The sequence below is a fragment of the Evansella vedderi genome (assembly GCF_030813435.1).
Taxonomy (GTDB): domain Bacteria; phylum Bacillota; class Bacilli; order Bacillales; family Salisediminibacteriaceae; genus Evansella; species Evansella vedderi.
Genome location: NZ_JAUSUG010000016.1, coordinates 111,917 through 135,755 on the forward strand (window position 1 = coordinate 111,917; position 23,839 = coordinate 135,755).

24 protein-coding genes are annotated in these 23,839 nt (G+C 33.8%); 23 read left to right on the plus strand and 1 reads right to left on the minus strand.

Annotation, left to right across the window (positions count from 1 at the left end; translation table 11 throughout):
- Positions 1–98 precede the first annotated feature (98 nt).
- The 11 genes from lipA to J2S74_RS18705 all read left to right on the plus strand — a co-directional run bounded on the left by lipA (position 99) and on the right by J2S74_RS18705 (position 10,056).
- Positions 99–977 (plus strand): lipoyl synthase, encoded by an 879-nt coding sequence (lipA, locus tag J2S74_RS18655; protein ID WP_307328474.1) that lies wholly within the window; start codon positions 99–101, stop codon positions 975–977.
- 41 nt (positions 978–1,018) lie between these two features.
- Positions 1,019–1,324, plus strand: a complete 306-nt coding sequence (locus J2S74_RS18660; protein ID WP_307328477.1) for an iron-sulfur cluster biosynthesis family protein — start codon at positions 1,019–1,021, stop codon at positions 1,322–1,324.
- Positions 1,325–1,405: 81 nt separating this feature from the next.
- Positions 1,406–2,803 carry a dihydrolipoyl dehydrogenase gene (gene lpdA, locus J2S74_RS18665; RefSeq protein ID WP_307328480.1) on the plus strand — a complete coding sequence of 466 codons (1,398 nt, stop codon included), beginning with the start codon at positions 1,406–1,408 and terminating at the stop codon, positions 2,801–2,803.
- Between the two features lie 381 nt (positions 2,804–3,184).
- Positions 3,185–3,469, plus strand: a complete 285-nt coding sequence (locus tag J2S74_RS18670; protein ID WP_307328482.1) for a hypothetical protein — start codon at positions 3,185–3,187, stop codon at positions 3,467–3,469.
- A gap of 47 nt (positions 3,470–3,516) precedes the next feature.
- A complete protein-coding gene (locus J2S74_RS18675) occupies positions 3,517–4,887 on the plus strand; it encodes a hypothetical protein (protein ID WP_307328485.1) in 1,371 nt (456 codons plus the stop codon).
- Positions 4,859–5,347 carry a hypothetical protein gene (locus J2S74_RS18680; protein WP_307328488.1) on the plus strand — a complete coding sequence of 163 codons (489 nt, stop codon included), beginning with the start codon at positions 4,859–4,861 and terminating at the stop codon, positions 5,345–5,347. Before J2S74_RS18675 ends, J2S74_RS18680 begins: the two co-directional genes overlap by 29 nt.
- The gene (locus J2S74_RS18685; RefSeq protein ID WP_307328491.1) at positions 5,344–5,631 is read left to right on the plus strand and encodes a hypothetical protein; all 288 of its coding nucleotides are present in this window, start codon (positions 5,344–5,346) and stop codon (positions 5,629–5,631) included. The genes J2S74_RS18680 and J2S74_RS18685 overlap by 4 nt, the downstream gene beginning before the upstream one ends.
- Before the next feature lie 3 nt (positions 5,632–5,634).
- On the plus strand, positions 5,635–6,357 hold the full coding sequence (locus tag J2S74_RS18690) for an ABC transporter ATP-binding protein (protein ID WP_307328493.1): 723 nt from the start codon (positions 5,635–5,637) through the stop codon (positions 6,355–6,357).
- A 564-nt stretch (positions 6,358–6,921) separates the two neighbouring features.
- Positions 6,922–7,914, plus strand: a complete 993-nt coding sequence (locus tag J2S74_RS18695; RefSeq protein ID WP_307328496.1) for an alpha/beta hydrolase — start codon at positions 6,922–6,924, stop codon at positions 7,912–7,914.
- Between the two features lie 3 nt (positions 7,915–7,917).
- On the plus strand, positions 7,918–9,387 hold the full coding sequence (locus J2S74_RS18700) for a sensor histidine kinase (RefSeq protein WP_307328498.1): 1,470 nt from the start codon (positions 7,918–7,920) through the stop codon (positions 9,385–9,387).
- 24 nt (positions 9,388–9,411) lie between these two features.
- Positions 9,412–10,056 (plus strand): response regulator transcription factor, encoded by a 645-nt coding sequence (locus J2S74_RS18705; protein WP_307328500.1) that lies wholly within the window; start codon positions 9,412–9,414, stop codon positions 10,054–10,056.
- Positions 10,057–10,479: 423 nt separating this feature from the next.
- Here J2S74_RS18705 and J2S74_RS18710 read toward each other — a convergent pair whose 3' ends face one another.
- Positions 10,480–11,235 carry a helix-turn-helix transcriptional regulator gene (locus tag J2S74_RS18710; RefSeq protein ID WP_307328504.1) on the minus strand — a complete coding sequence of 252 codons (756 nt, stop codon included), beginning with the start codon at positions 11,233–11,235 and terminating at the stop codon, positions 10,480–10,482.
- 229 nt (positions 11,236–11,464) lie between these two features.
- Between J2S74_RS18710 and J2S74_RS18715 the strand changes: the two genes are divergently transcribed.
- The 12 genes from J2S74_RS18715 to J2S74_RS18770 all read left to right on the plus strand — a co-directional run bounded on the left by J2S74_RS18715 (position 11,465) and on the right by J2S74_RS18770 (position 23,834).
- The gene (locus J2S74_RS18715; protein WP_307328506.1) at positions 11,465–11,959 is read left to right on the plus strand and encodes a CarD family transcriptional regulator; all 495 of its coding nucleotides are present in this window, start codon (positions 11,465–11,467) and stop codon (positions 11,957–11,959) included.
- A gap of 44 nt (positions 11,960–12,003) precedes the next feature.
- Positions 12,004–12,153: a hypothetical protein gene (locus tag J2S74_RS18720; protein ID WP_307328507.1), complete on the plus strand. Its 150-nt coding sequence runs from the start codon at positions 12,004–12,006 to the stop codon at positions 12,151–12,153.
- 72 nt (positions 12,154–12,225) lie between these two features.
- Positions 12,226–12,675 (plus strand): GreA/GreB family elongation factor, encoded by a 450-nt coding sequence (locus J2S74_RS18725; protein WP_307328509.1) that lies wholly within the window; start codon positions 12,226–12,228, stop codon positions 12,673–12,675.
- Positions 12,676–12,865: 190 nt separating this feature from the next.
- Complete coding sequence (locus J2S74_RS18730) at positions 12,866–13,768, plus strand: COX15/CtaA family protein (RefSeq protein ID WP_307328512.1); 903 nt, start codon at positions 12,866–12,868, stop codon at positions 13,766–13,768.
- A gap of 169 nt (positions 13,769–13,937) precedes the next feature.
- Positions 13,938–14,228, plus strand: coding sequence for a hypothetical protein (locus J2S74_RS18735; protein ID WP_307328514.1), 291 nt, complete (start codon positions 13,938–13,940; stop codon positions 14,226–14,228).
- Complete coding sequence (locus tag J2S74_RS18740; RefSeq protein ID WP_307328517.1) at positions 14,221–15,294, plus strand: two-component system sensor histidine kinase NtrB; 1,074 nt, start codon at positions 14,221–14,223, stop codon at positions 15,292–15,294. Before J2S74_RS18735 ends, J2S74_RS18740 begins: the two co-directional genes overlap by 8 nt.
- A gap of 186 nt (positions 15,295–15,480) precedes the next feature.
- Entirely contained in the window at positions 15,481–16,203 is a 723-nt protein-coding gene (locus J2S74_RS18745) for a DUF421 domain-containing protein (RefSeq protein ID WP_307328520.1), read from the plus strand.
- A 312-nt stretch (positions 16,204–16,515) separates the two neighbouring features.
- A complete protein-coding gene (locus J2S74_RS18750) occupies positions 16,516–18,768 on the plus strand; it encodes an AraC family transcriptional regulator (RefSeq protein ID WP_307328523.1) in 2,253 nt (750 codons plus the stop codon).
- Positions 18,769–19,024: 256 nt separating this feature from the next.
- Positions 19,025–20,245 carry a M20 metallopeptidase family protein gene (locus J2S74_RS18755; RefSeq protein ID WP_307328524.1) on the plus strand — a complete coding sequence of 407 codons (1,221 nt, stop codon included), beginning with the start codon at positions 19,025–19,027 and terminating at the stop codon, positions 20,243–20,245.
- Between the two features lie 62 nt (positions 20,246–20,307).
- Positions 20,308–21,900 (plus strand): ABC transporter substrate-binding protein, encoded by a 1,593-nt coding sequence (locus J2S74_RS18760; RefSeq protein WP_307328526.1) that lies wholly within the window; start codon positions 20,308–20,310, stop codon positions 21,898–21,900.
- Positions 21,901–22,041: 141 nt separating this feature from the next.
- Positions 22,042–22,956 carry an ABC transporter permease gene (locus tag J2S74_RS18765; RefSeq protein ID WP_307328529.1) on the plus strand — a complete coding sequence of 305 codons (915 nt, stop codon included), beginning with the start codon at positions 22,042–22,044 and terminating at the stop codon, positions 22,954–22,956.
- A 14-nt stretch (positions 22,957–22,970) separates the two neighbouring features.
- Complete coding sequence (locus J2S74_RS18770; RefSeq protein ID WP_307328532.1) at positions 22,971–23,834, plus strand: ABC transporter permease; 864 nt, start codon at positions 22,971–22,973, stop codon at positions 23,832–23,834.
- The last annotated feature ends 5 nt before the right edge of the window (positions 23,835–23,839 follow it).

Below are 23,839 nucleotides of genomic sequence, written 5' to 3' on the forward strand. Positions count from 1 at the left end.
AAGAGACGAAACTGGATTTTCCCACTCGCACTCGATCATGCCTGGTGGTTTCCATTCAAAAGGATAATGATTTCAGGCCTATTTATAGGAGGGGTAATATGACCATTGAATATGTCCGTAAGCCAGATTGGTTAAAAATTAAATTAAATACAAATGCGGATTACACTGGATTAAAAAAGATGATGAATGAAAAACGACTGCATACGGTCTGTGAAGAAGCAAAATGCCCGAATATACATGAATGCTGGGCAGAGCGGAAAACGGCAACTTTTATGATACTTGGAAGTATATGTACACGTGCTTGCCGATTCTGTGCTGTTACAACTGGACTTCCCACCGAGCTTGATTTGGAAGAACCTGAACGTATCGCCGAATCGGTGGAGCAAATGGGGTTAAAACATGTCGTGATTACGGCTGTTGCCCGTGATGATCTTAAAGATGGGGGGGCACAAATATTTGCCGATACTATACGGGCAGTGAGGCGTCGTAATCCATTTTGCAGCATTGAAGTTCTTCCATCCGACATGAACGGAAAATATGACAACTTGCAAATGTTAATGGCTGCAAAGCCAAATATTTTAAATCACAACATTGAAACCGTTAAGGGCTTAACTCCCAGAGTCCGTGCCCGTGCCACATATGAGCGCTCCCTTCAATTTTTACAACGAGCCAAAAAAATAAGTCCTGATACCCCAACAAAATCAAGTATTATGATTGGTCTTGGAGAAACGAAAGAAGAAATTATCGAAACAATGGATGATCTCCGTGCTCACGAGGTTGACATTTTGACAATTGGTCAATATCTCCAACCGACGAAAAAACATTTGAAAGTACAAAAATATTGGAGTCCACAAGAGTTTCGTGAATTAAAGGAAATTGCTCTATCGAAAGGGTTTAGCCATTGTGAATCAGGACCCCTTGTTCGTTCTTCTTATCATGCTGATGAACAGGTCCAGGCTGCAGGGGTAAGCGTGTAAGCTTGTAAGGCCGGTATTAGTAAGAAAGGAGAGAGGGTTCGATGGTTGTTACACTAACAGATGCAGCATTAAACAAGTTAAAAGGTATGGATATATTGGAAGAGCGTTCACCTCGGATTGATGCTGATGTAGCTGGAGGATGTGGGGTGTCTATCAGGTTTTTACTCGTTTTTGATGAGCCTCGGCGAAACGATACGGTTATTGAGCATGAAGGAATTCAACTTCGAATCGATCGTTTTACAAAACGTTATTTGGATGAAGAGACACAAATTGATTATACAAATGAACAGGGATTTCTCGTTGGAGAAAGCTTTGAATCAAGCGCATGTGCTATTGAAATAGAATAATAGGAAAAAATAAAATGCAAAATTCAGGAACTTAACGAGTGAAACGTGGAATGGCAGAAATGCAAAAAGGGGGATAATCCATTGGCGAATGAATATGATGTGGTCATTATTGGTGGTGGGACGGGTGGTTATGTTGCTGCCATTCGTGCATCTCAACTAGGCTTAAAAGCTGCAGTTGTTGAAAAAGGAAAAGTTGGTGGAACATGTCTACACGCAGGGTGTATTCCAAGCAAGGCCTTATTAAGAAGTGCAGAAGTATATTCTAATACAAAAAGGGCCGAAGAGTTTGGGGTGATTGCCCCTGAAGTTGGACTCGATTTCTCAAAAGTACAATCCCGAAAAGAGGAAATTACAAATCGTTTGTTTAAAGGGATTCAACATTTATTGAAAAAAGGAAAAATTAATGTATATGAGGGAAAAGGAAGTATTTTAGAATCAAAAAATGTTTTAGTTGAAACGAAGGAAGGAGAACCAATTACCCTCAAATCCCAAAATATTTTAATTGCGACAGGGTCTCGCCCAAGGACACTTCCTGGCTTAGAAGTAGATGAACAATATGTCATGACTTCAGATGGAGCATTACAAATGGAAACTCTACCTAATTCGATTATCATCGTCGGCGGCGGGGTCATAGGTATCGAGTGGGCTTCCATGCTCGTTGATTTTGGAGTAAAAGTTACCGTTATAGAATATGCTGATCGTATCTTACCGACAGAAGATAAAGATGTCTCAAAGGAAGTACAGCGGTTAATGAAGAAAAAAGGCGTGAAAATCGTAACAGGTGCGAAAGTACTTCCTGAAACGTTAAAAAAGGGAGAAGGTATCTCTATTAAAGCTGAACATAAAGGGAAAGTATCAGAGTTTTTGGCAGACAAACTATTAGTATCCGTTGGACGAATACCGAATACAAACGGAATCGGCCTTGAAAATTGTAATATTGCCGTTGAGCAGATGTTTATTAAAACAAATAAAAACTATCAAACAAGTGAGTCTGATATTTATGCCATCGGTGATGTGATTGGAGGATTACAACTTGCTCATGTTGCATCACATGAAGGAATCATCGCGATTGATCATATAGCAGGTAAAGAACCTTCACCACTTGACCCGTTGCTTGTTCCAAAGTGTGTCTATAGCAACCCAGAAGTAGCTAGTATTGGTTTAACAGAAGAAGAGGCAAAAGAAAAAGGGTACCTGGTGAAAACAGGTAAATTCCCATTCCGTGCTATAGGAAAGGCGTTAGTTTATGGTGATACGGATGGTTTCGTTAAACTCGTCGTTGAAGAAACTTCTGATAAGCTATTAGGAGTACATATGGTTGGACCGCATGTAACCGATATGATTACGGAACTAGGTCTTGCTCAAGTATTAAATGCAACATCAATGGATATTGCACATACCATACATCCTCATCCAACATTAGCTGAAGCGATTGGTGAAGCAGCATTGGCTGTAGTCGGTCAGGAGATTCATGCTTAGAAAAGACTATTATGCTTTTTTTACAAAGCAAAAGATATATATACAGTCAGCCAAATTTATTTAGGCTTTGGCTGTTTTTTTCTATAGGAACGTAAATCATAAGGAGAAAAAGACATGGAAGAGTATAAAAAAGTAGTAGAAGGTATTTTATGACCGGCTAACAAATAGTAAAAAGGTTCAAACTATGAAAATATGGATATTATTTTTTCCTTACCGCCATAAAAAGGCGGATGCCCGCTATTTTTTGGCGGTTATTTTATAAAGCACATATAATAAAATTAAAAATAGCAAATGTAAGGGATTGGGTAAAGTGGTAATAATTTATTGTTGTACAAATTAGCTTGATTTAAGTGATTATGAGAATAAAGGGGGGATACTTGCATGCAATTAAGTACAAATAACGTTTTCTTAGTAATGTGGATGAATATATTTCTATTTTCCCAGAAAGTAAAAGAATCTACTAGTGTTAGAGAATTTTTTTCAGTAAAACCACAAACTAGCAATCATGTAGCTGGTCTAGTCATTATCTTCGTAAAACTAGTAGGTGTTGTTTTAATTGCTTGGGCAGTTGGACAAGCAATTTGCTGGGCAACGACTGGATCAAACTTTCAATGGTACAGTAAAGTAGGAAATGGAAGCTGGGAATTTAGATTAGGTTGTAAATAAATTAACTTTGCTAATCCCTTACATTGCTATTGAAAGGATGGTATCATATGTACAATTTACTTACTTTTATACAGCTCTTATTATGTCGACTAAAAAATAAAATATTTATTTTATCATTACAAAGACCTGAAATTATCTTTGTCATTCTACTCGTTGCATTTTCAGGTCTAATGGCAGCACTGTACATGCCTTCCCTCCTAAATTATACGCTAGAAGTCAACATAGGAATGTTTCCAGGAACGTCATATGTTTTATTATGTTCAGCAATACTTCCATTCTTAATTTGGATTTTAAAACAAAATAATAAAAATGTAGAGGAGATTAGCATTTTTGGTTACATATTTCGAAATTATTTTAAGTACTTTAAAATATTTGGGATGTATGTAGTCTCTGGGACATTATCTTTGATTCTGTTATATATTGTTCTATCGGTTTATGTTAATATACTCTTATTTCAATCTATGCTATTTTGGCATTTGATTGGATTAGTATTGTTTATTACTAGCTATGCCTTAGCTCTTTTAACTAACAACGTATTAACAAGTCGAAATTTGATCAAGGAAAACCGGTTCCTTTCTTTTAAGCTTTTTCTAATTTTTTACTTATTACTTTTTTTAATCCTACCCATTCATGAACCTCTAGGTTCATTGTGGCTATCAGAAAGTATATCTATTCCAGTTTTGTTACTATTACTTGTTATAGGAATCGTTTTATATATCATAGCTGTTTCATCAGAAATAAAAACTGGTCAACAAAATTTAGGTATTAAAAGTGACTTTGAACGATTATCTAAAAACAGTAACCATATTTACTTATTTTTAATTTTAATAGACATAAAAAAAAGTGTTATTTTTTATGTATTATCTATTTTGTTTTTACTATTTCTTGCATTTATTACCGATCAATCCTTTGTTATGTTAGATTTATTTCAAGTTATTGTAATTATAGGGACAATTGGCATTATATTTCAAAAAGTTAGTGTTGTAGCTAGGCCTCTTAAAATAATAAGAGCTTCCAATTTTACATTTGCAATTTGGTTGTTAATCACTTATATCGTACTAGCAATTCTTTCAGTATTAGTTTTTTTTATACTTATTTCTTTGGTAAGTGGACAGAATTTATCATTTATCTTAGAAAATCAAGATTTACCATTGTACACAACGATTATCTTTTTCTGTACATACCTATCTATAATTGTGGCATATTTATTGGGAGATTACTTAGGACCCACGGCGCAATCGATCTCTAGTGGAATTATCTTAATCATAAGCTATTGGGTTATTCCTGAAGTTTTTTACCGAATTATGTCACTTGAAAATACTCTACTTGAGAGTTTAGTTGCTATTGTTGTTTTATTTATCTTATTTTTAGTAAAGTGGGTAACCATATATGAATACAAAGATAGTGAAGTTATTTAAAATTCTTTATAGTGTTCTATGGATATATGTAAAGAATTCTAGCTTTTTCTTGGCTGCTATCTTTAGCATTATGTTCGTCATTACAAAAGATCCAAAGATTAGCTTACAACTGGTTGTAATATTTATTTTCTATATGTGTATCCACGAATTAGGACACATTTCATTTCTTTTTTTTAGTGGGTTAGACTATAAATTAAAAGTAAAGAATTTATCGTTTAAAGTATTTTTTAATGAAGTTGCTTTTTGGAATTCACCTTTCAAAGTGAAACTGTCTGTCATCTTAGGTGGACCAGCTTTCGGTTTTCTGTTTTGTGTAATAGTTTTCTCATTATTTTATCATGTAACCCATATCGTCTATTTTGTTATTTTAATAACCATATGTGAGGTACTAAATCTTATTTTTGGTCAAGATGGTCGAATGTTAGAAAATTTAATGAAGAAAAGGGTGGAAAATAAATGAAAAACGTTAGATTACTTGTGAGTACCATTTTTATTATTATTTTTTTCTTATTTTTCTTAAGTTTTTATTTCTTTGCACAAAATCTTAATAACCCAGTTTCAGAGTCAACTGCAATACCATTTGAGACTTTTTATATTTATAATCTGGAAACAAACGGTGAAGTTGGTATTAATATATTAAACTTATTAATAGTTTCTTTTGTATTATCAATACCACTGTTCTTTATTTTAAAGTTTTTTAGTTCATTTATTTCTAATAAACTCGCTAAAAAAGGGAGAATTTAAGTTATGGTAGATCAAATCAAAATTAAAAATTTATCGAAGTCATACGGGAAAACTACAGCACTAAGAGATATTAATATAGAATTCAATAAAGGTAAAATCTACGCTGTATTAGGTCACAATGGAGCTGGAAAGACAACCTTGATGAAGGAAATCTTAGGTTTATATAAGAAAAATGATGCTATTCATTATTATCATGATGGTCAAGTGATATCTTTTCCTAAATACCAAATGTCCTTTTCCCCAGAACAATACTCTCTTCTAGAAGATTTAACAGCACTAGAATATTTGATGTTTGTAGCAAAACTATATAAAAAGTATCATTCAGTTACCCAGGAAAAAATATATGAGCTTTTGCGAATATTTGAATTGTATGAGAAGAGAAATAAATTTCTTTTCACGATGTCCAATGGTATGAAAAAGAAAATTAGTCACATTGCAGCCATTGTGTTAGAAACAGATTTCGTATTCCTTGATGAGCCTTTTGCTGCGCTAGATCCTGTTTCAATTTATACCTTAAAAAAAATGATGAAAGAAAATATCCATAATCAGACATATATATTATGTACACATCAATTAGATATTGTTGATAGCTTAGGTATGAAAAATGACAGATTTGAGGTTATTTTGTTAAAGCAAGGAAATCTTATTTTTCAAGGAAATATTAAACAACTCTTATATAATACAAATAAAGATTCGATTGAAGAAGCATATCTTTATTACCATTAGTATCGGTGTCAGTCTCATTTGAATAAGATAGTTTTTGGTGCCTTACCATTTTTCTTACCTTTAATATTGAGCCATTTCAAACTTCCTTTACCTCTTCTTCCTCTCTAGATGTAGATAGTTTGGTCACTTTCTATCATAAGAGCGGTTTGTGAAATTGGAAATTGTGTGGCTCATTCTTATGTGACCAAACTCTTAAAAAGTGGCTCAAATCTAATTTATCAGATACATCTACTGTCATTCATTTGGAGATGTGGAATTTTATAGCTTGAAAGGAGTAGCATTTTTATTATTAAACAAACGGGAGCGGGCGACAACTTCTATTATAAGCGGTTTAAAGCATAGGTAGACGGGAGCATTCATATTAGACAAGATAACAACTGACTTGCTCAGCGATCTAGGAGAGGAAGAAGATTCAAAGGAATTTTTTTAATTTTACAAAAATAGTGGAGTATAATAAAAAATATGTAGAATTTAACATTTTTGTAAGTTATAATATTTTAATAGGTAGTAAGTTTAGAACTATAGTTTTATGAGTTTTCCGAATTGGATACGAGGAGTTTAAACATGAATAAATCGTTAAGTGTGCTCTTTGATAAAGTAGGGCTGCATTCTTTACATCGTAAAAAAAGTTTACATACACAATTTCGTAATGATACCGATTTCCAAGCTTCTAAAGCCAATCGAAATCGGGCTTCCTTTTATAAATTAATTGAAATACCTAATATATTATTTGAATTAGCAGATCAAAAAGACTCTCTATCAGGGTCTTTTTATTATAATAGTCCCATTCATTCTGGCGATATGAATAATGATATAGCAAGGGGGATGTGCTATTTAAGTCAAAATGACGAAGAACCTGTTCATGCCATTATTGTTCATGGGTGGCGTTCAGACAGTTTGAATAAATTTAAGTCCATATTCTTAAAAAAGATGCAAAATAAAGGTTATAATGTTTATTTTCCGACCCTTCCCTACCATTTTGATCGAGCTTCTACAAGTCTTTATAGTGGGGAATATTTGATTAGTGCAGACGTGTGTAGAACTATTACCGCCATCAAACAAGCAGTTGTAGAGATTAGGGCGTTAATTCAATGGTTAAAACAAAATAAAGGTGGGAAAGTAATTCTTATTGGTATAAGTCTTGGAGGGTATATTTCTAACCTAGTTAGTTTATACGAAAAAGAAATCGATGTGCTTGTTTCCATTATGTACGCAAATAATCTTTCTTATGAAATTTGGCATACACCTATTGGAAAGCACATTAAGCAAGATTTGAAGAAGCATAGCTTTACATATGAACAATTACAGGAGTGCTGGTCAATCCTTCGTGCAGATGAGGGTCAGCCAATGATACCAAAAGAAAAAATATTACTAATAAGTGGAAAATATGATCAGTATGTTACGGAAAAAGATGCAAAAAAACTTTGGAGTGCTTGGAGTAAACCGCAGCGCCTTCTTTATCCATGTGGGCATGCAGGAATTATCTTTCATCGTAAGCAAATTGCGAAAGATACGATAGACTTTATAGAAGCCTCTATTACTAATGGAAGTGAATAAACGATGTTGTTTTTATTTATTCTCTTGTGGGGAGTAGGTTTATTATTAATAGTATTTGACCCAAAAAGAGAAACAACCCGTTGGGCGAGTGTAATAGCTTTTGCTGGCGGTGCTGGAGGACTTTCTGTTGTTATCGAAGAAAATATAAAACTAAGAATGGTAGAAAGTATTAGTTCGGGATATATGGATGGGACGCTATTGTTCATGGAGCATATATTAGCATTTATTTCCCATTATGTTACCCCATATGGGTTCCTTATCTTTTCTATTACATATTCTAACCTATTATCCAACACTTGGAAAAAATATTCAAAAATAATTCTACTTACCCCAATTTTCTTAATGGGTATTTTCTTTCCAATCTATCCTAATTTAATTGTCCCGTATGCCATTGCTAGCTGGTGGGTAACCCCCTATATTATTTGCGGTATTGTTTTACTTATATATGCTTTTATTCAGGAACAGCATCCGTCTAAAAAACGCCAACGGCTTTTAGTAAATTTAGCCTTTATCCCGGCAATAACCTTCGCATTATTTACTAACTATATTTTACGAATGATGAACATTGATGACTTTTGGCGATATAATTATTGGATCGTTTCCTTTGCCACTATTGTTTTTTTTATAGGTCTAATAAGATATGGCTTTATAGGCTTAAAACTTCAAGTGCAGCGCCAGCAATATGCACAAATAACGCCGGAAATAAATTCAGGGACTGCCCTCTTAAATCATGTGTTAAAAAACGATATAAAAAGTATGGTAGAGGTAGAGGATTTAATAAAAGAATTAGAGGGCTTAAAATCAAAAAAACTCACTTCTACTAGTTACAAGTTTCTCAGTCAATTAATATTTAATTGGGCAGAAAGAGAAAGAAAGAAATTAGCTAGTGATATCCATGACTCTGTACTGCAAGATATTATCATCGTGAAAAGGAAAATTGAAGAAATAAAGCTAGTAACCGCAGAAAAACAACCTGAATTAGAAAATAGAGTAACAGAATTGGAAGAAGAAATTTTAGATATTATGTTTAGTATGAGGGACACATGCCAAGAATTAGCACCGCCACTTTTGGCGGAGATGGATCTCCCACATGCATTACACGATTTAGAAGAGAAATTCAAGTTGCGTTCTAATAGCAAGCTTAATATTAAATTTGTAAAAAGTCCTAATCAATTGTTAAATAATGATTATAAACTAGTGGTTTATCGTATCGTTCAAGAATTACTGAATAACGCCAATAAGCATGCAAAAGCGACAGAAGTAATTATCTTGATTAAAATTCATAATCATAATGTGGAATTATATTATCAAGATAATGGAGTAGGCACAGATCTTAGCTTAATCAATAAAGATCAAAAAAAAATAGGTTTAATAGGGATGGCAGCGAGAGTTCATGGTGTGGGAGGATATATGAAATTTAATTCAGAACCTAATAAAGGCATGAATGTTCAAGTTGAGATTCCATTAAAATAATTAACGGTGTTAGAAGGTGACAGGGTGATTACTATTCTTATTGTAGACGATCATTCGATAGTAGGAGAAGGTACAAAAACATTATTAGCCAGTGAACCTGATTTTAGTACGGATTTTCTTGGATCAAGTGTAGAAATCGTTGATTTAATAAAAGAAAAAAAGTACGACGTTTATTTGCTAGATTTGCATATGCCTGAAATTAGTGGTATAGAATTAACAAAAAAGATCGTATGTGTTCACAAGGATGCGAAAGTGCTTATCTTTACTGGTCATGATATTTCCAGCCATTTTAACTATTTAATGGAAGTAGGTGTTTCAGGGTTCATAAGTAAATCAAGTTCTAAACAGCAGCTTATCCGTACAGTAAGAGGTGCTGTTGATAATCAAGCGGTTATCCCTTTAGAACTATTGCATCAGCTACGGAGGACAGAAAACAAAAAATGTATAGAGAATGGGAAAGAAATAAACTTGACTCGTAAGGAAGAGGAAATTTTAATAAAGGTTGCTGAAGGATTGACAAATGAACAAATAGGCGAAAAAATTTTTATGACTAAAAGAAGTGTAGAGAGGTATTTAACTGGGATCTTTAAGAAGTTGAAGGTGAGTTCGAGAGTGGAAGCCGTTGAAAAAGGTCGGATGTTAGGGTTGATACCAGAAGTTTTGATTTGAAAAGAGGATGTTCTCGGTTTGAGGACGTCCTTTTTCATATTTGGGTGGATAAAACAATGATGCTACTACTATACTTTTTTAACATACCGATAAGAAAAGGATTAATAGATTTTAAGAAGAAGATGGTCTACGTTCCCCGGGATATTTGCCTTGAAGAAAAAAGGGGGGGTTACTGATATTTTTCCGTCTCTAATCGTACTTAGGTTATTGTTTAACTGGGATTACGGTCCCTTTACTTAACTGGGACAAAAGCGTTTTATCAATGAGAAATCCGAACGGAGCATATAAATCGCTTCGGAAATATACTTCGCAATGGTATTGCATTGTTCGTAATTTCATTTAAACACTTTAGTTATGTCCCAGCCTCGTATTTTAAGGAGTAAGTACTATTATTGGAAAGTCGCCTATTTTGCTCCCCAGGTTTTAAGGGGTATGATGAAATTGCTCTATCATAAACCTTAAAGCCTGATGAACTTCATTTAAATGTTCTTTTACCTTCGTTGTAAGGATGCTATATTGTTTTTTACCGAATTCCGTTACCCCGTAACTCCGTTGTGAACGTGTTTCTTCATCCAGCCAAAAGCTTGACACCAATTCATCGTAATCCATCTCCCTAAGAACTTGATAAAAATATCCCTGATTATTCACCCAGCCAAACCATAGACTCATATCCCTATACAAAGCCCCACCGTGAAGTGTCTTTTCATGGATTAGACGGTGTAATGTATACCAACGTATTAACACTTTTACATTCACTATTTTACTTAAGTATCGTTTTTCGTGGTCGCTAAGGGAAACATCCAAGGTATGGACTGTTTGCGAGGAAATGGTCTTCCTCATATGATCCATAATCTTTATAAGTTTTTCCAGAGTGGGATAGATCGTTTTACGATACTCCTCTAAGAAGTGAGAACCATCATTACATAAGTAAAAAATCTTTTTTCTCCCTTGTTTTTGATACTCAATCAGACCAGTTTTTTGTAATTCTTCTATGGTTTTATATACATAGGTTCTTGAACGTGTTTGACTAGTTTGATCTTTCCTAGATTTTTCAGAAACAACTCGATAAATAGCTGCGGCATGGGTAGGTGCTTGGTTAATAATCTGTAAGATGATAAGGTGCAAAACATCTCTCTGGGTTAGTCCAATCTTATTTAGTGAACTAGAAGTTGCTGTCATTGACTCACCATCCTTTAAAAATATAATTACGTCTATATTTTAACACAATTTTAATGTACCTTTAGCAAGTATTATGTTATCATCAATATATGTACTTACATTCCAATATTTAACATAAAAAACCAATATGTATCGGGAAATTTTAAAAAATAGCCATTAAGTATAAAGGGGGTGATTACCTTGCAGAGTTCCAAATGTTCTCTCAAAAAAATATGGGAGGGGAGCTTTATTGTTTAACATTGGTGATCAAGTGGTTTATCCACCATATGGTGCTGGATATATTTTGAGTATTGAAGAGAAGCGTTTTATAGATAAGAAGGAAATGTATCATGTGATTGAATTGCTATGTGAAGATTTAAGTGTTTTCGTTCCCTCAAAACAACTTTCAAGCAAAAATATACGGTTTGCGTTAGGTATACAGGGAATGAAAAATGAACTGTCTACCATTAATGTTAAGGAGTATAACCTTTCTGTACATCCAATAAATAAGAAAGTTAACTACTACGAAAAAATTCTTTTAACAGGATCTATTAAATCAACATTTGGCATTATGGCAGCGATACTTCAAAAAAAGAGAAGGGAACGCCTTAATCAAACGGAACGTGAATTATATACTAAGTTTTACAATTTTCTTTTAAGTGAAATTATCGTTACTGAAAAGGTTAATCAACAAAAAGCTGAAACTTTACTCGATAAATTATTGATAGAGCTTTTAAATCAATGAAAACGAGTTATAAAACTATCTCCTTTGAAAGGGGCTTTTTTATTATGAAAGATCAAGATTGGATAACATGGCAAAAGAAAGTGATATTTGACGAATATGCTAAACCAAGCCTTGAAAAAGATGAGCAGGGCGATGAAAAAAAAGAGGATAGCAATAATAGGAATGAATCTGTTCGTATGAACCCCCCTCTTTAATAGGAAAGGTGGTAAAAAGAATGAAGCTAAGAGCACTTGATATTCAGATAATTCAAAAAGGAGTAATATTCAATGATCCTTAGAAAAGCTGTTATGGAGATATGGCTAAAGAAACGTATCGATTATCAACTTGAATACTTTGTAAATAACAAGAAACAAATAGTTTCTGAGTTATCTAGAAATAGTAACAATAATTCTGACTGGGAACCAGAACAATTTATAGATCAATATAGGGAGAGATTAACGACCTTAAAAGAAATAGAGTTAGATCAATTTCCGTCCCTGCCTTTTGTAATCATAAACAGTAGAGTTACTCTTTATCAACCAACAAAAAACGATACTATGGGAATAACGATTTGTTTCCCTGAAGAAGAGAACGTCGAGTTTGGGTTGTATTCTTATCTCTCTCCGTTTGGGAAAAAACTATTATTAAAGGAAGTCGGTGCCGTTATTTATGGTGAAATAAATAATGAATCCAGGGAAGTGACGATTGAGAATATTGAATATAGTTCTAGCTACTAAAAAAGGTTAACGTTATCTACGCAGTAGTTCGAGCTAAATAGGTGAATATTTTAGCAGCGTATTCTATGTATTGTATAAGGAAGACGCTGCCTTCCTTTTTGCTTTTTTACAAAATAAGCATAAATAAACTTAAAGTACCCTCTAAGGGGGAGAAATAATTAGTTAGGAAGAGTAGAAAGTCGGTGAAGTTATGAATAACGTATACTTAAAAATTTTTGGAATAGTAACCACAATCGGTATGATAATCGTTCTGATTCAAGGTGTTTTAGTTACCCAAACTGGATCAGGGGATGCCTGTGGTGCAGAATGGCCATTATGTTTAGGACAGGTCTTTCCTGAATCTCCCACTGTTCAAACAATGATAGAATACACCCATCGTGTTGTATCTGGTTTGTTAGGAATAATGGTTATCATCCTATCTATTTGGAGCTGGAAAAGGCTATCACATATTAGAGAAACAAAGTTTTTCGCTGTACTTGCGGTGGCTTTTATAGTATTTCAAGGATTACTAGGTGCAGCAGCAGTAGTGTGGGGACAATCGAGTGCAGTAATGGCGCTACACTTTGGTTTTTCCCTTATTTCTTTTGCTAGTGTTATGCTTCTAAGTTTATTGGCGTTTGAAGAGGACAAGTCCCAAGCTTTCGACAAACCTTCTTTGCCAGCTTCATTAAGAAATTATATTTACTTTGTCCTTTGCTATCTCTATATTGTAGTTTACACAGGTGCATTAGTTAAACATACGAATTCCAGCGCAGCTTGCTCAGGGTGGCCCCTTTGTAATGGTCAATGGATACCACCATTGGAAGGGCGGGTAGCCGTTCAGTTTGGACACAGGGCTGCAGCTTCTTTGTTGTTCTTTGCCATTCTCATTCTGTTTATTTGGGTAGTCCGCCACTATAAACAGCAAAAAAGTATTTATTATAGCAGCTTAGTAAGTCTTTTATTTGTAACGATTCAAGTAATTAGTGGAGCAGTTGTTGTATTTACAGGATTTTCCCTAGCTACGACGATGTTTCATGCCGTTTTTGCAAGTATGCTCTTTGGTATCTTAAGTTACACAGCATTATTAGCTTATCGATCGAAGCAAATCTAGGATTAGAATTAGCTTCGGATCATAAGCCAACAGCGGTTTCCTTTACAGTCTGTAATGGAAACCGTGCTCATTACAAATTCCATTTTATGAAACCTTAAATTCAAATTACTGAATATTTGCAAATCAAACGGTTGAGATCTAATTATAATCTGAGAAAGACGGTGAAGAGGTGAACAATTATTATTTAAAGTTATTTGGTGTGTTAACTACTTTATGCATGATAGTTGTTTTCATTCAAAGTTTCTTAGTATCACAAGCTCATTCAATAACTATTTTTAGTAATGAAGGGCCTTTTGCATCTATCCATCGTTTGTCTGAATCAGCAAACAACCTTCGATGGATGGCATATACTCAACGTCTCGGTTCAGGCTTGTTAATATTAATGGTTGCTATTCTATCTGTTTGGAGTTGGAAAGCACTTAGGAAACAGTTAATTTGGAGGGGTACTATAAATGTATAAAGAATTAAATTACGTAAATGAAAAGTTAGATATGATTCGGGTATTAGAAAATATCAACGAACCTTGTCTCTTTCTAAACAATAAATGGAAGATTGAGTTTATAAATGATGAAGCTGAAACGTTTTACAAGGAACAAAACAGTAGAAATCGATGGTTGAGAGAAGAACTTTTGGGGACAAATTTTTGGGATGTTTTTTCAGACTATGTGGACACAATGGAGTATAAGTTAATTCATGAAGCTTATAAAGAGAAACAAATAAAAGAATTTAAATTTCTAACAAAATACTCCAAACGATGGATTAAAGTAAAGGTAATACCTAATGCACATGGGGTAGTTATTCTGTTCCATGATTTGACTTTAGGGGAAGAAACAGAAAAACAAAGAATATTTTATGAAAAGTTAAATGCTATTAGAGAAATGGCTGCTGGAGTTGCCCATGAAATTAGAAATCCAATTACAACAGTTAAAGGATTTTTACAAATCCTTGAACAAAATGAAGGAAATGAAAAGTACAAAGATATATATAAGCTACTGATTGATGAAATTAATCGTGTAAATGGACTGATTACTGAATTTCTTGATATTTCCAAAGACAAATCCAATAAAAAGGAACACCAGGATTTAAATGAGATTATTTCGACCCTATTTCCTTTAATTGAAACACGAGCTATAAAAGAGGGGAAACTTGTTGAATTGCAATTAAGTGAAATTTCCAAGTTATTTGTAGATAAAAATGAAATTAGGCAGTTGCTGCTAAACTTAATTAATAATGCTTTAGATGCTATCGTTGCTAAGAAATCCGTAAAAGTCAGTACATATGAAGAACATAATGAAATTATCTTATCTATTGCTGACGAAGGAAGTGGGATACCTCCTCATTTAATTGGAAGTATAGAAAATTTTTTTTTCACTACAAAAGAGGAGGGAACCGGTTTGGGTCTACCTATCTGTTTTTCTATTGCTAAAAGGAACAATGGTAGAATAGATTATCTTTCAAGCTCCAAAGGAACAACGTTTAATGTATATTTTCTGAAAACTCTTAAAAATGGTAGTCCAAGTGAGTAGTGAACCAACAGAAATGAGATGTTAGGACAATTAGCTTGGTTAAAAAAAACGAAGTAATGATAAAGGTAGATCCGAGGTCCTATCCAAATTATTTTTTAATTGTTAATGTATTAAAAACCTCCTTGTGGGAAAAAGTGGTAATGTTATTTACTAACATACTACTTTTTGTAAAAGGAGAAACAAGGAATGGATTTTTGGACTGGAACAGAGGATTTACCGATTTACGGATTCTTGATACGTGCTTTAATTGTTTATGTTTACATATTTTGTGTTATTAAAATACTAGGACAACGATCAATGGTTTCGTTTCATCCCATTGATTTTATTTTTGCTGTTATTATTGGTGATGTTGTTGGAGAGCCCTTGTCCAGTGGAGAAATTCCCTTAGGCGGACCATTAGCGGCGGCATCACTGATTGCTGGTATTCATCTTGGACTTACCTATTTAGGTTTAAAAAGTCCGTGGATTCGTCGTGTGGTAGAGGCGGAACCTATTATTATTGTAAATAAGGGGCAAATCTTAGTAGAACAATTACGGAAGTCAAAGCTAACGGTAGAGGCATTGATGATGGATTTGCGTTTAAACCAAGTTAGTGATTTGACAGAAGTTGATTATGCTATATTAGAGCCAAATGGACAAATCAGTGTCATTAAAAAATCTAAATATGATTCTCTTACCCCAGATGATATGAACATAACGCCAGTGGAGAAAGGGTATCCATCCGTCTTAATATTAGATGGAAAAGTGAATAAAACAAATTTGGAAAAAGTAGGTCATACTATGCAATGGTTAGAAATACAAGTAAAGCAACGGGGCTTTGAAACTATTGACCAAGTTTTTTTATTTACAGTTGATGAAAGAAGCGGTAAAATCTTTGTGAATGGAAGATCGAAGGTTATGGATAACTAATAATGAAGCGGTTCACAGAGGGATAAAAGCCCGGGAGATTACTGTAAAAGTGCTCCCCCAGGCTTTTTTTATTTGTCATAAAACGAAATAGGAGGCAATTCAATGGCTTTACTATTATGTTTCCAATTACATTAGGAAGCGGCTATTCATTAAGTATCTCGTATTAAATAGGATGGTTGGTATGTGTATTGCATGACATCATCGAAAAATCTTCAGTTTTAACTTTATTTAATATATAATTAAATTTAAGAATATTTAGAAAATATAATGTATTTTGATGTGTAAACTGTTACTTACTGAAGGTGGGAAAGTATGCAAAATTTAAGAGGTAAATATTTTTTAAAAATATTATTCTTAATTGGGGTTAGTATGATCTTAATTGTTTTTGGTACATCAATAATTATATATAAAACTGCTAATGAACATATTGATAAACAATCCATAGAGTTAAATCTCGAGGTACTATCTCATATTATGGAAAGTTTGGAAAAAGAACTTAACTTTATAGAGAAGGGAACATCTGAGTTAACAGTTAATCGTAATATAATACAAGCTCTTTATAATAAAAATTTACAAAATGAATATGATAAAATCATTCCACTTAACGAAAAGTTAATTGCAACTACGTTAATTCTAAACAATGTTTATAGTGTTGATTTATATTTACCTAACTCAGAACTTTTTATTTCCAGTGCTAATGGAGCAAGGTCATTTAATAATATGACCGAACAAAATAAGGAAATTTTTCGTAGTATACAATCACTAAGGCGACCCCATTGGTCATTTAATAGTCCACGTACTAATTTAAATGTTATTTCCTTTTTTCAACCACTTCCCCTGGAATCAAATTTCCCTCAGGGGTATTTTGCTATTCATGTACATGAGTCAACCTTTTTACAAGTTTTAGAAGAAGCACATTTTTCTGATCTAGGAGATTTTTATATCATTCGTAGAAACGGAAAAATTGTCTTACATAATAATAGAAACTTAATTAATGAGTATAAGCAATTTGATTCTGAAATTAGTAACCTTTTATTGAGTGGACCAAGGATCGGTTATCATATAAGTCCATCAGAGGATAATGTATTATTATTTGGGAAAATGGAATATAGTGATTGGATTTTAATATTTGATATGCCATATTCTTCACTAAACAATGCTAAAAATAGTCTAGCATACAACGTCATGATTATTTCTGGAATTTGTTTATCATTATCTTTATTTATCACATACTTTATATCGGTTAGTTTACATTTTCCTCTAAAAAAACGATTGGTTTATCAAAAAATACCTAAAGATAATCTTTTTTACCAAGAATGGGATTCTCTTGATGATGCACACAATGAGGTTAAAGCAAAGTTGAGTGAGCTAAAGACAAAAATTGAAAATGATCATCAAAGGTTATTGGAAGCATTCTTTATCAGGTTGTTATTTGGGTCTGAGGATTTTGTATCAAGCGGCGAATACTCTATACAATTTTTGGAACAAATAAAAAATACGTATCCTGTGGTCATAGTCATAGAAGTAGAAAAAGTATTACAGGAGAAGGCATTAGATACGAATGTCATGCTTTTAGAAGTAAGATCTATTTGTAGGGATGTTTGTAATCAATTTCATGTAAAAGTAACATGTATCCCTTTAAATGCATCATCTCAGTTTGCACTTATTTTATCCTTTGTTGACTATATAAACGATAAGGAAATGAAAATTTTACTAAGGAATATAACAGAAAGGTTACACCAAACCTTACAAACTGAACTTCAGCTGCAACTTTCTATTGGAATGGGGATTATTAAAAGCAAACCAGAGTACTTAAAGCACTCATATGTAGAAGCAATTGAAGCTTTAAAATTTAGAATAACAAAAGGAAGTAACCAAATTATAAGTTTTGATGAACTACGATATACAGATCCCTTACAATATCCTTATTCCTTAGAAGAACAGATGATAAAAGAGTTAAGAAATGACAATTTAAGCTTATTGTTGAATCATTTTGATCATTTTGTTGAGAATATTCAAAACCAACATTGTTCACCTGCTAGTGTTTATCATGCATTTATCATGTTATATACATCCTTATATAGAGTAGTGGATGAGAACAATGGGGATGGATTTTCGGTATTAACAATATTTCAAACGGATTTACAGCAAAAATCAAGTATTAAAGAGATAAAAAAGTGGTTTAAACGTGATATTCTCCCTGTATTTTTAGAAAAGGTTAATTTAATGAATGAAAATAGAAGTGGTAAAACAATACAAATGGTAATGGATTATCTAAATGAAAATGTATCTGAAACGCATACATTGACGTCTGTTGCAGAGAAATTTGATCTTAATGCAAGCTATTTAAGTAGATTATTTAAACAATCTACAGGGAAAAGTTTTTTGCAGTATTTATCATCACTTAAAATTCGTTTTGCAAAAAAATTATTAATAGAAACCAATTTGTCTGTGGGTGAAATTGCAGAAAAAGTTGGCTATACAGAGCGAACTTTTGGAAGAGTTTTCAAAAATTTAACCAACTCAACGCCGACAAATTATAGAATGAAGCATCAAAAAACGTAATAAAAGAATTTATAAAAGTGATCCAATATGGTGAAATGACGGTTTTTGAAACCGTCATTTTTTTAGGTCGAATAACTCAAGGGTAAAAAATTGACCTAAGTAAACCTTTTATAACCATTGATATGTACGTTTTTTCTAAAATTGAGGGAATAATTTTTTTCTTTCTAAATTATTGTCAGTTGATTGATTATTCTGAATTTTTATAAGATAAATACACAAGCGGTACCGTTTAAAATTAAAGTTTGGAGAGATGCACATGAAATCAATTCTAGATGAAGCTTATGATCTGAAAGATCAATTGATCTATTGGCGACGACACCTTCATCAATTTCCGGAAATTGGTTTTGAAGAAGTGAGAACTTCTAAGTTGGTTCAAGATGTTCTAAAGAATAACGGTTATGACCATATTCGTAAAGTTGCTAAAACTGGAGTCGTTTCCTATTTAGAAAGTAATGAACCTGGACCTACCATTATGCTAAGAGCAGATATGGATGCCTTACCGATTCAGGACCAAAAAGAAACAAAATATTCATCGAGAATTGAGAACAAAGCTCATCTATGTGGTCACGATGCCCATACCTCTATATTATTGGGTGCTGCAATATTACTGGCAAAAAAGAGGCCAAAAAGAGGAAATGTAGCTTTTATATTTCAACCAGCTGAAGAAGGGTTAGCAGGTGCTAAAACTGTAATTAAAGAGGGAGGACTGAAACAGCCTGATGTGGATGCAATTGTAGGTCTTCATGTATATCCTAATAAACCTACAGGAACGGTCTCTGTTTGTCCAGGACCGTGCACAGCTTTTTCGGATAGGTTTGAAATCACCATATTCGGCAAGGGTGGTCATGCTGCACATCCTCATTTATCAGTTGACGCTATCACTGTAACATCAGAAGTGATTAGTGCATTACAACAAGTTGTTAGTAGACAAGTCGATCCACTGAAACCTGTTGTATTGACGATTGGAAAAATTAATGGAGGTTATGCTCACAATATCATTGCGCCATCGATTACTATGGCTGGAACATTACGTCTTCTAGATGAATGTTTAAGGGATGAGGTTGTTCACCGTATTGAAACTTTATTAAAAGGAATTTGTGGTGGATTTGGTGCTGACTATAAATTCGAATTTAAAAAAGGATATCCTTCTGTGATTAACGATTCGAGTTTGTTGCCTGTCCTACAAAAGACAAGTGAGGAAATTATAGGAAGTGAGAATTTACATTATATTGATCCTTCCATGGGAGGCGAGGATTTTTCCTACTATACCCGCGAAGTACCTGGAATTTTTTTTCGACTTGGGATAAGAAACGAAGATAAAGGAATTGTTTATCCAAATCATCATCCTCTATTTGATATTGATGAGGACGCACTTCCAATAGGAGCTGCGATGCTTGCCCAGTTTGCTTTAAATTACTTAGAGGAGCATACCAATACGGAAACTTTTAAGATAAAAAGTAGACACAATACAAATTAATAGTTTATTTAATAAGGAAATAGTTTTTTAAAATAATTTTACTTAAAAAAGGGGAGAGAAGATTGAAGAAAACATTAATGTTCATGGTTGTGTTATGTGGTTTGTTAATCCTTAGTTTAGTGGCGTGTTCTAATGCGGAAGAAGCGAACGTTGATCAAGAAAAAACTAACACGGAAGAAGAAGGTAAAGAAGTATCTGAAAGTGAACAGGATCAGGAGCGAATCTTAACGATTGCAATACCAAATGACATCTATTCCTTTGATATTCATGATCACAATCAGATAGACACCGAGGCAGTACACATTAATATATTTAGTTACTTACTAACTAGACAAACCGATATGGAAGTTGAACCTGATTTATTAGAAAGTTATGAACCAGTCGATGATGTTACTTGGGCAATGAGTTTAAAGGAAGGTATTACATTCCATAATGGCGATCCTTTAACTGCAGAGGACGTGAAGTTTACCCTAGAGAGAGTTGCAAATGATGATACCTTACAAGAACATGGACGTCTGAAAGTTATTAAAGAAGTGAAAATTCTCAATGATTATGAATTTGAAATTATTACAGACGGTGCCCAACCAACATTAATGAATTTACTATCACGAATAGGATCAGGAATATTACCCAAAAATTACATTGAAGAAAACGGATGGGATCATTTCTTGAGCAATCCAATTGGAACAGGCCCATTTAAATTTGTGGAATGGAGAAGGGATGATCGTATAATACTTGAACCATATGAAAATTACTTTGAAGGTCGTGTACAAGGTATAGATCAAGTTGTGTTTCGAGTAATCCCAGAAGTCTCTACAAGAATTAACGAATTACTAACTGGTGGTGTGGATATCGTGACAGATTTAACACCTGATGACATGCAAAGAATTAATGCCCAAGAAGGTGTGTCGGCGGTATCTGCACCATCTCAACGAGTTGGATTCTTAGGTTTACATCACGGAGAAGAACATCCTACCTCTGATCCTAAAGTACGTGAAGCAATTGAGTTGGCTATTGATAATGAAGCAATTACAAAACAGATTTTATTAGGGGAGGCAACTCCGACACGCACTAGGATTACACCTGGGAATTTTGGCGCGCATCCAAGATTATACAACACTTACTTATATGATCCAAATCGTGCTAAACAGTTACTAGAAGAGGCTGGATATGGTGATGGACTGGAGCTAACCTTAACTCTTGCAGACAACCATTATTTAAAAGCAAATGAAATTAATGAAGTTATTGCTTCCATGCTAGCTCAAGTAGGAATTGATGTTAATATTCAGTTTGTTGACTGGAGCCGCTTTCTAGAATTAAGAAATGCAGGGGATTATGGCCAAATGTATTTTGCAGTTTATGGTAACTCTATTTTTGATTCATCAATCGGACTCCAAGAATTTGCATCAAATGTAGGATGGGATCGAGCGAGTTATAGGAATGAAGAAGTAACAGAGCTTTGGGAACAAGCTTTGAATAATATGAATTTTGATGAACGTGAAGAGCAGTATCAAAGAATACAAGAAATTGTAGCAGAGGAGCGCCCAAAAATATATTTGTATCATCAAAATGAAGTATACGGTGTCAGTGATGATGTGATTTTTACACCGAGAACGGATAGTATGCTTGTTATTAAGGATATGAGAATGCAGTAAAAAGAGGATGCATCAACGAAACGAGGTTAATACGAGAGGAAAGAATTTATAGAATCCTTACTTATCAAATACTCTTTCTTCTCGTTATTTCCGTATTTTATTCTCAAAAGTATTCAAGCATCCTGTCAGGGGGAGGAAGTTGTGACTTATATTATCAAGAAATTATTTCAGATTATACCAGTACTATTTATCATTTCCTTTGTTGTTTTTATTTTTGTAAACGTATCAGGGGATCCTGTTGTCCTTATGCTGCCAGAGGATGCCTCTAATGAGGAAATAAAAGCAATGCAAGAATCGTTAGGTCTTGATAAACCAGTTATTGTTCAGTATGGCTTATTTTTATCTAATGTTATGAAAGGGCAATTTGGTCAATCATTTGTATATAAACAAGAGGCATTACCTATTGTATTGGAGAGGTTGCCGGCTACTTTTGAATTAATGATAGCTGCAATTATAATTTCAATCCTTATCTCTATTCCACTAGGTGTACTATCAGCAATTAAAAGGAATACATTCATCGATTTATTTATTAGTGGTACCTCCGTATTAGGCAAAGCAATGCCTAACTTTTGGTTAGGATTAATGCTTATGTTAGTCTTCTCTGTGTATTTACAAATTTTACCGGTTTCGAGCAGGGGATCTTTGTTACATCTAGTGTTACCTGCTATTACAACAGGAACAGCAATGGCTGCTGAATTAACTCGTATGTTGAGATCTCAAATGTTAGATGTTCTTCATCAAGATTATATGAGAACGGCTAGAAGTAAAGGCCTAAGTCATTTTTCTGTTGTTTATAAACATGGCTTACGAAACTCCTTATTACCTGTTATTACTCTTATCGCACTAAATATATCTACTTTAGTTGGAGGGGCACTGGTTACGGAGGTTGTCTTTGCGTGGCCAGGAATTGGCCAATTGGTTATTTCAGCAGTTCATGCTAGGGATATGGCGGTTGTTCAAGCCTGTATTTTTGTAATCGCTATTTTTGTAATTGGGGCAAATTTTTTAGCTGATATACTGTATCGTGTAGTCGATCCTAGAATTAAGTATAGGTGAGGAGAAGATGTATTTTGAAAACTAATCAATTAACCTTTTTAAAATGGCTAAAAATGCTAGGGTCTAGTAAAACTGGTAGTTTAGGGGCCATAATTATTTTAACTGTTACTTTTACTGCAAGTTTCGCTTCCTTCATAGCACCTCATGATGTGTATGAGGTTAACCTTAATGCAGCCTCCCTTCCTCCTAGTTGGATGGATGGAGGAGAATCTCAGTATGTACTTGGTACTGATCGTTTAGGCAGAGATCTATTTAGTAGAGTTATCTATGGTAGTCAAATTTCATTGTTAGTTGGGATAAGCGCAGTCATTGTAGCTGGAGTAATTGGTGTTCCCATCGGATTGATATCAGGGTACTACGGGGGATTTATTGATAGCTTTTTCATGCGGATTGTTGATGCTAACATAGCTATTCCTGTTATACTCATTGCTTTATTTGTATTAGGATTTCTTAACCCCAATTTAATTATGTTTATTCTAGTTGTTGGTGTAGCGACTTGGTACACGTATGCAAGGGTAGTACGAAGTGAGGTATTAAGTTTGAAAGAAAGGGAGTTTATAAAAGCAGCAAGAGTAACAGGGGTTAGAAATAGTGTGATATTAATACGGCACTTGTTACCTAATGTTACCTCTTCCGTTATTGTTGTATCAACTCTCAGTGTGGCAACGACAATAATTATTGAATCATCATTAAGTTTTTTAGGGTTGGGTCCTAAGGCAATTACATGGGGGGCGTTATTAAGTGATGGCAGAGATTATTTGGCTACAAGTTGGTGGATTGCAACATTTCCAGGGATCGCCATTACAATTACCGTATTGGGAATCATCTTATTAGGTGATTGGCTTCGTGATGTATTAGATCCCCATTCTCATGTATAACGTAT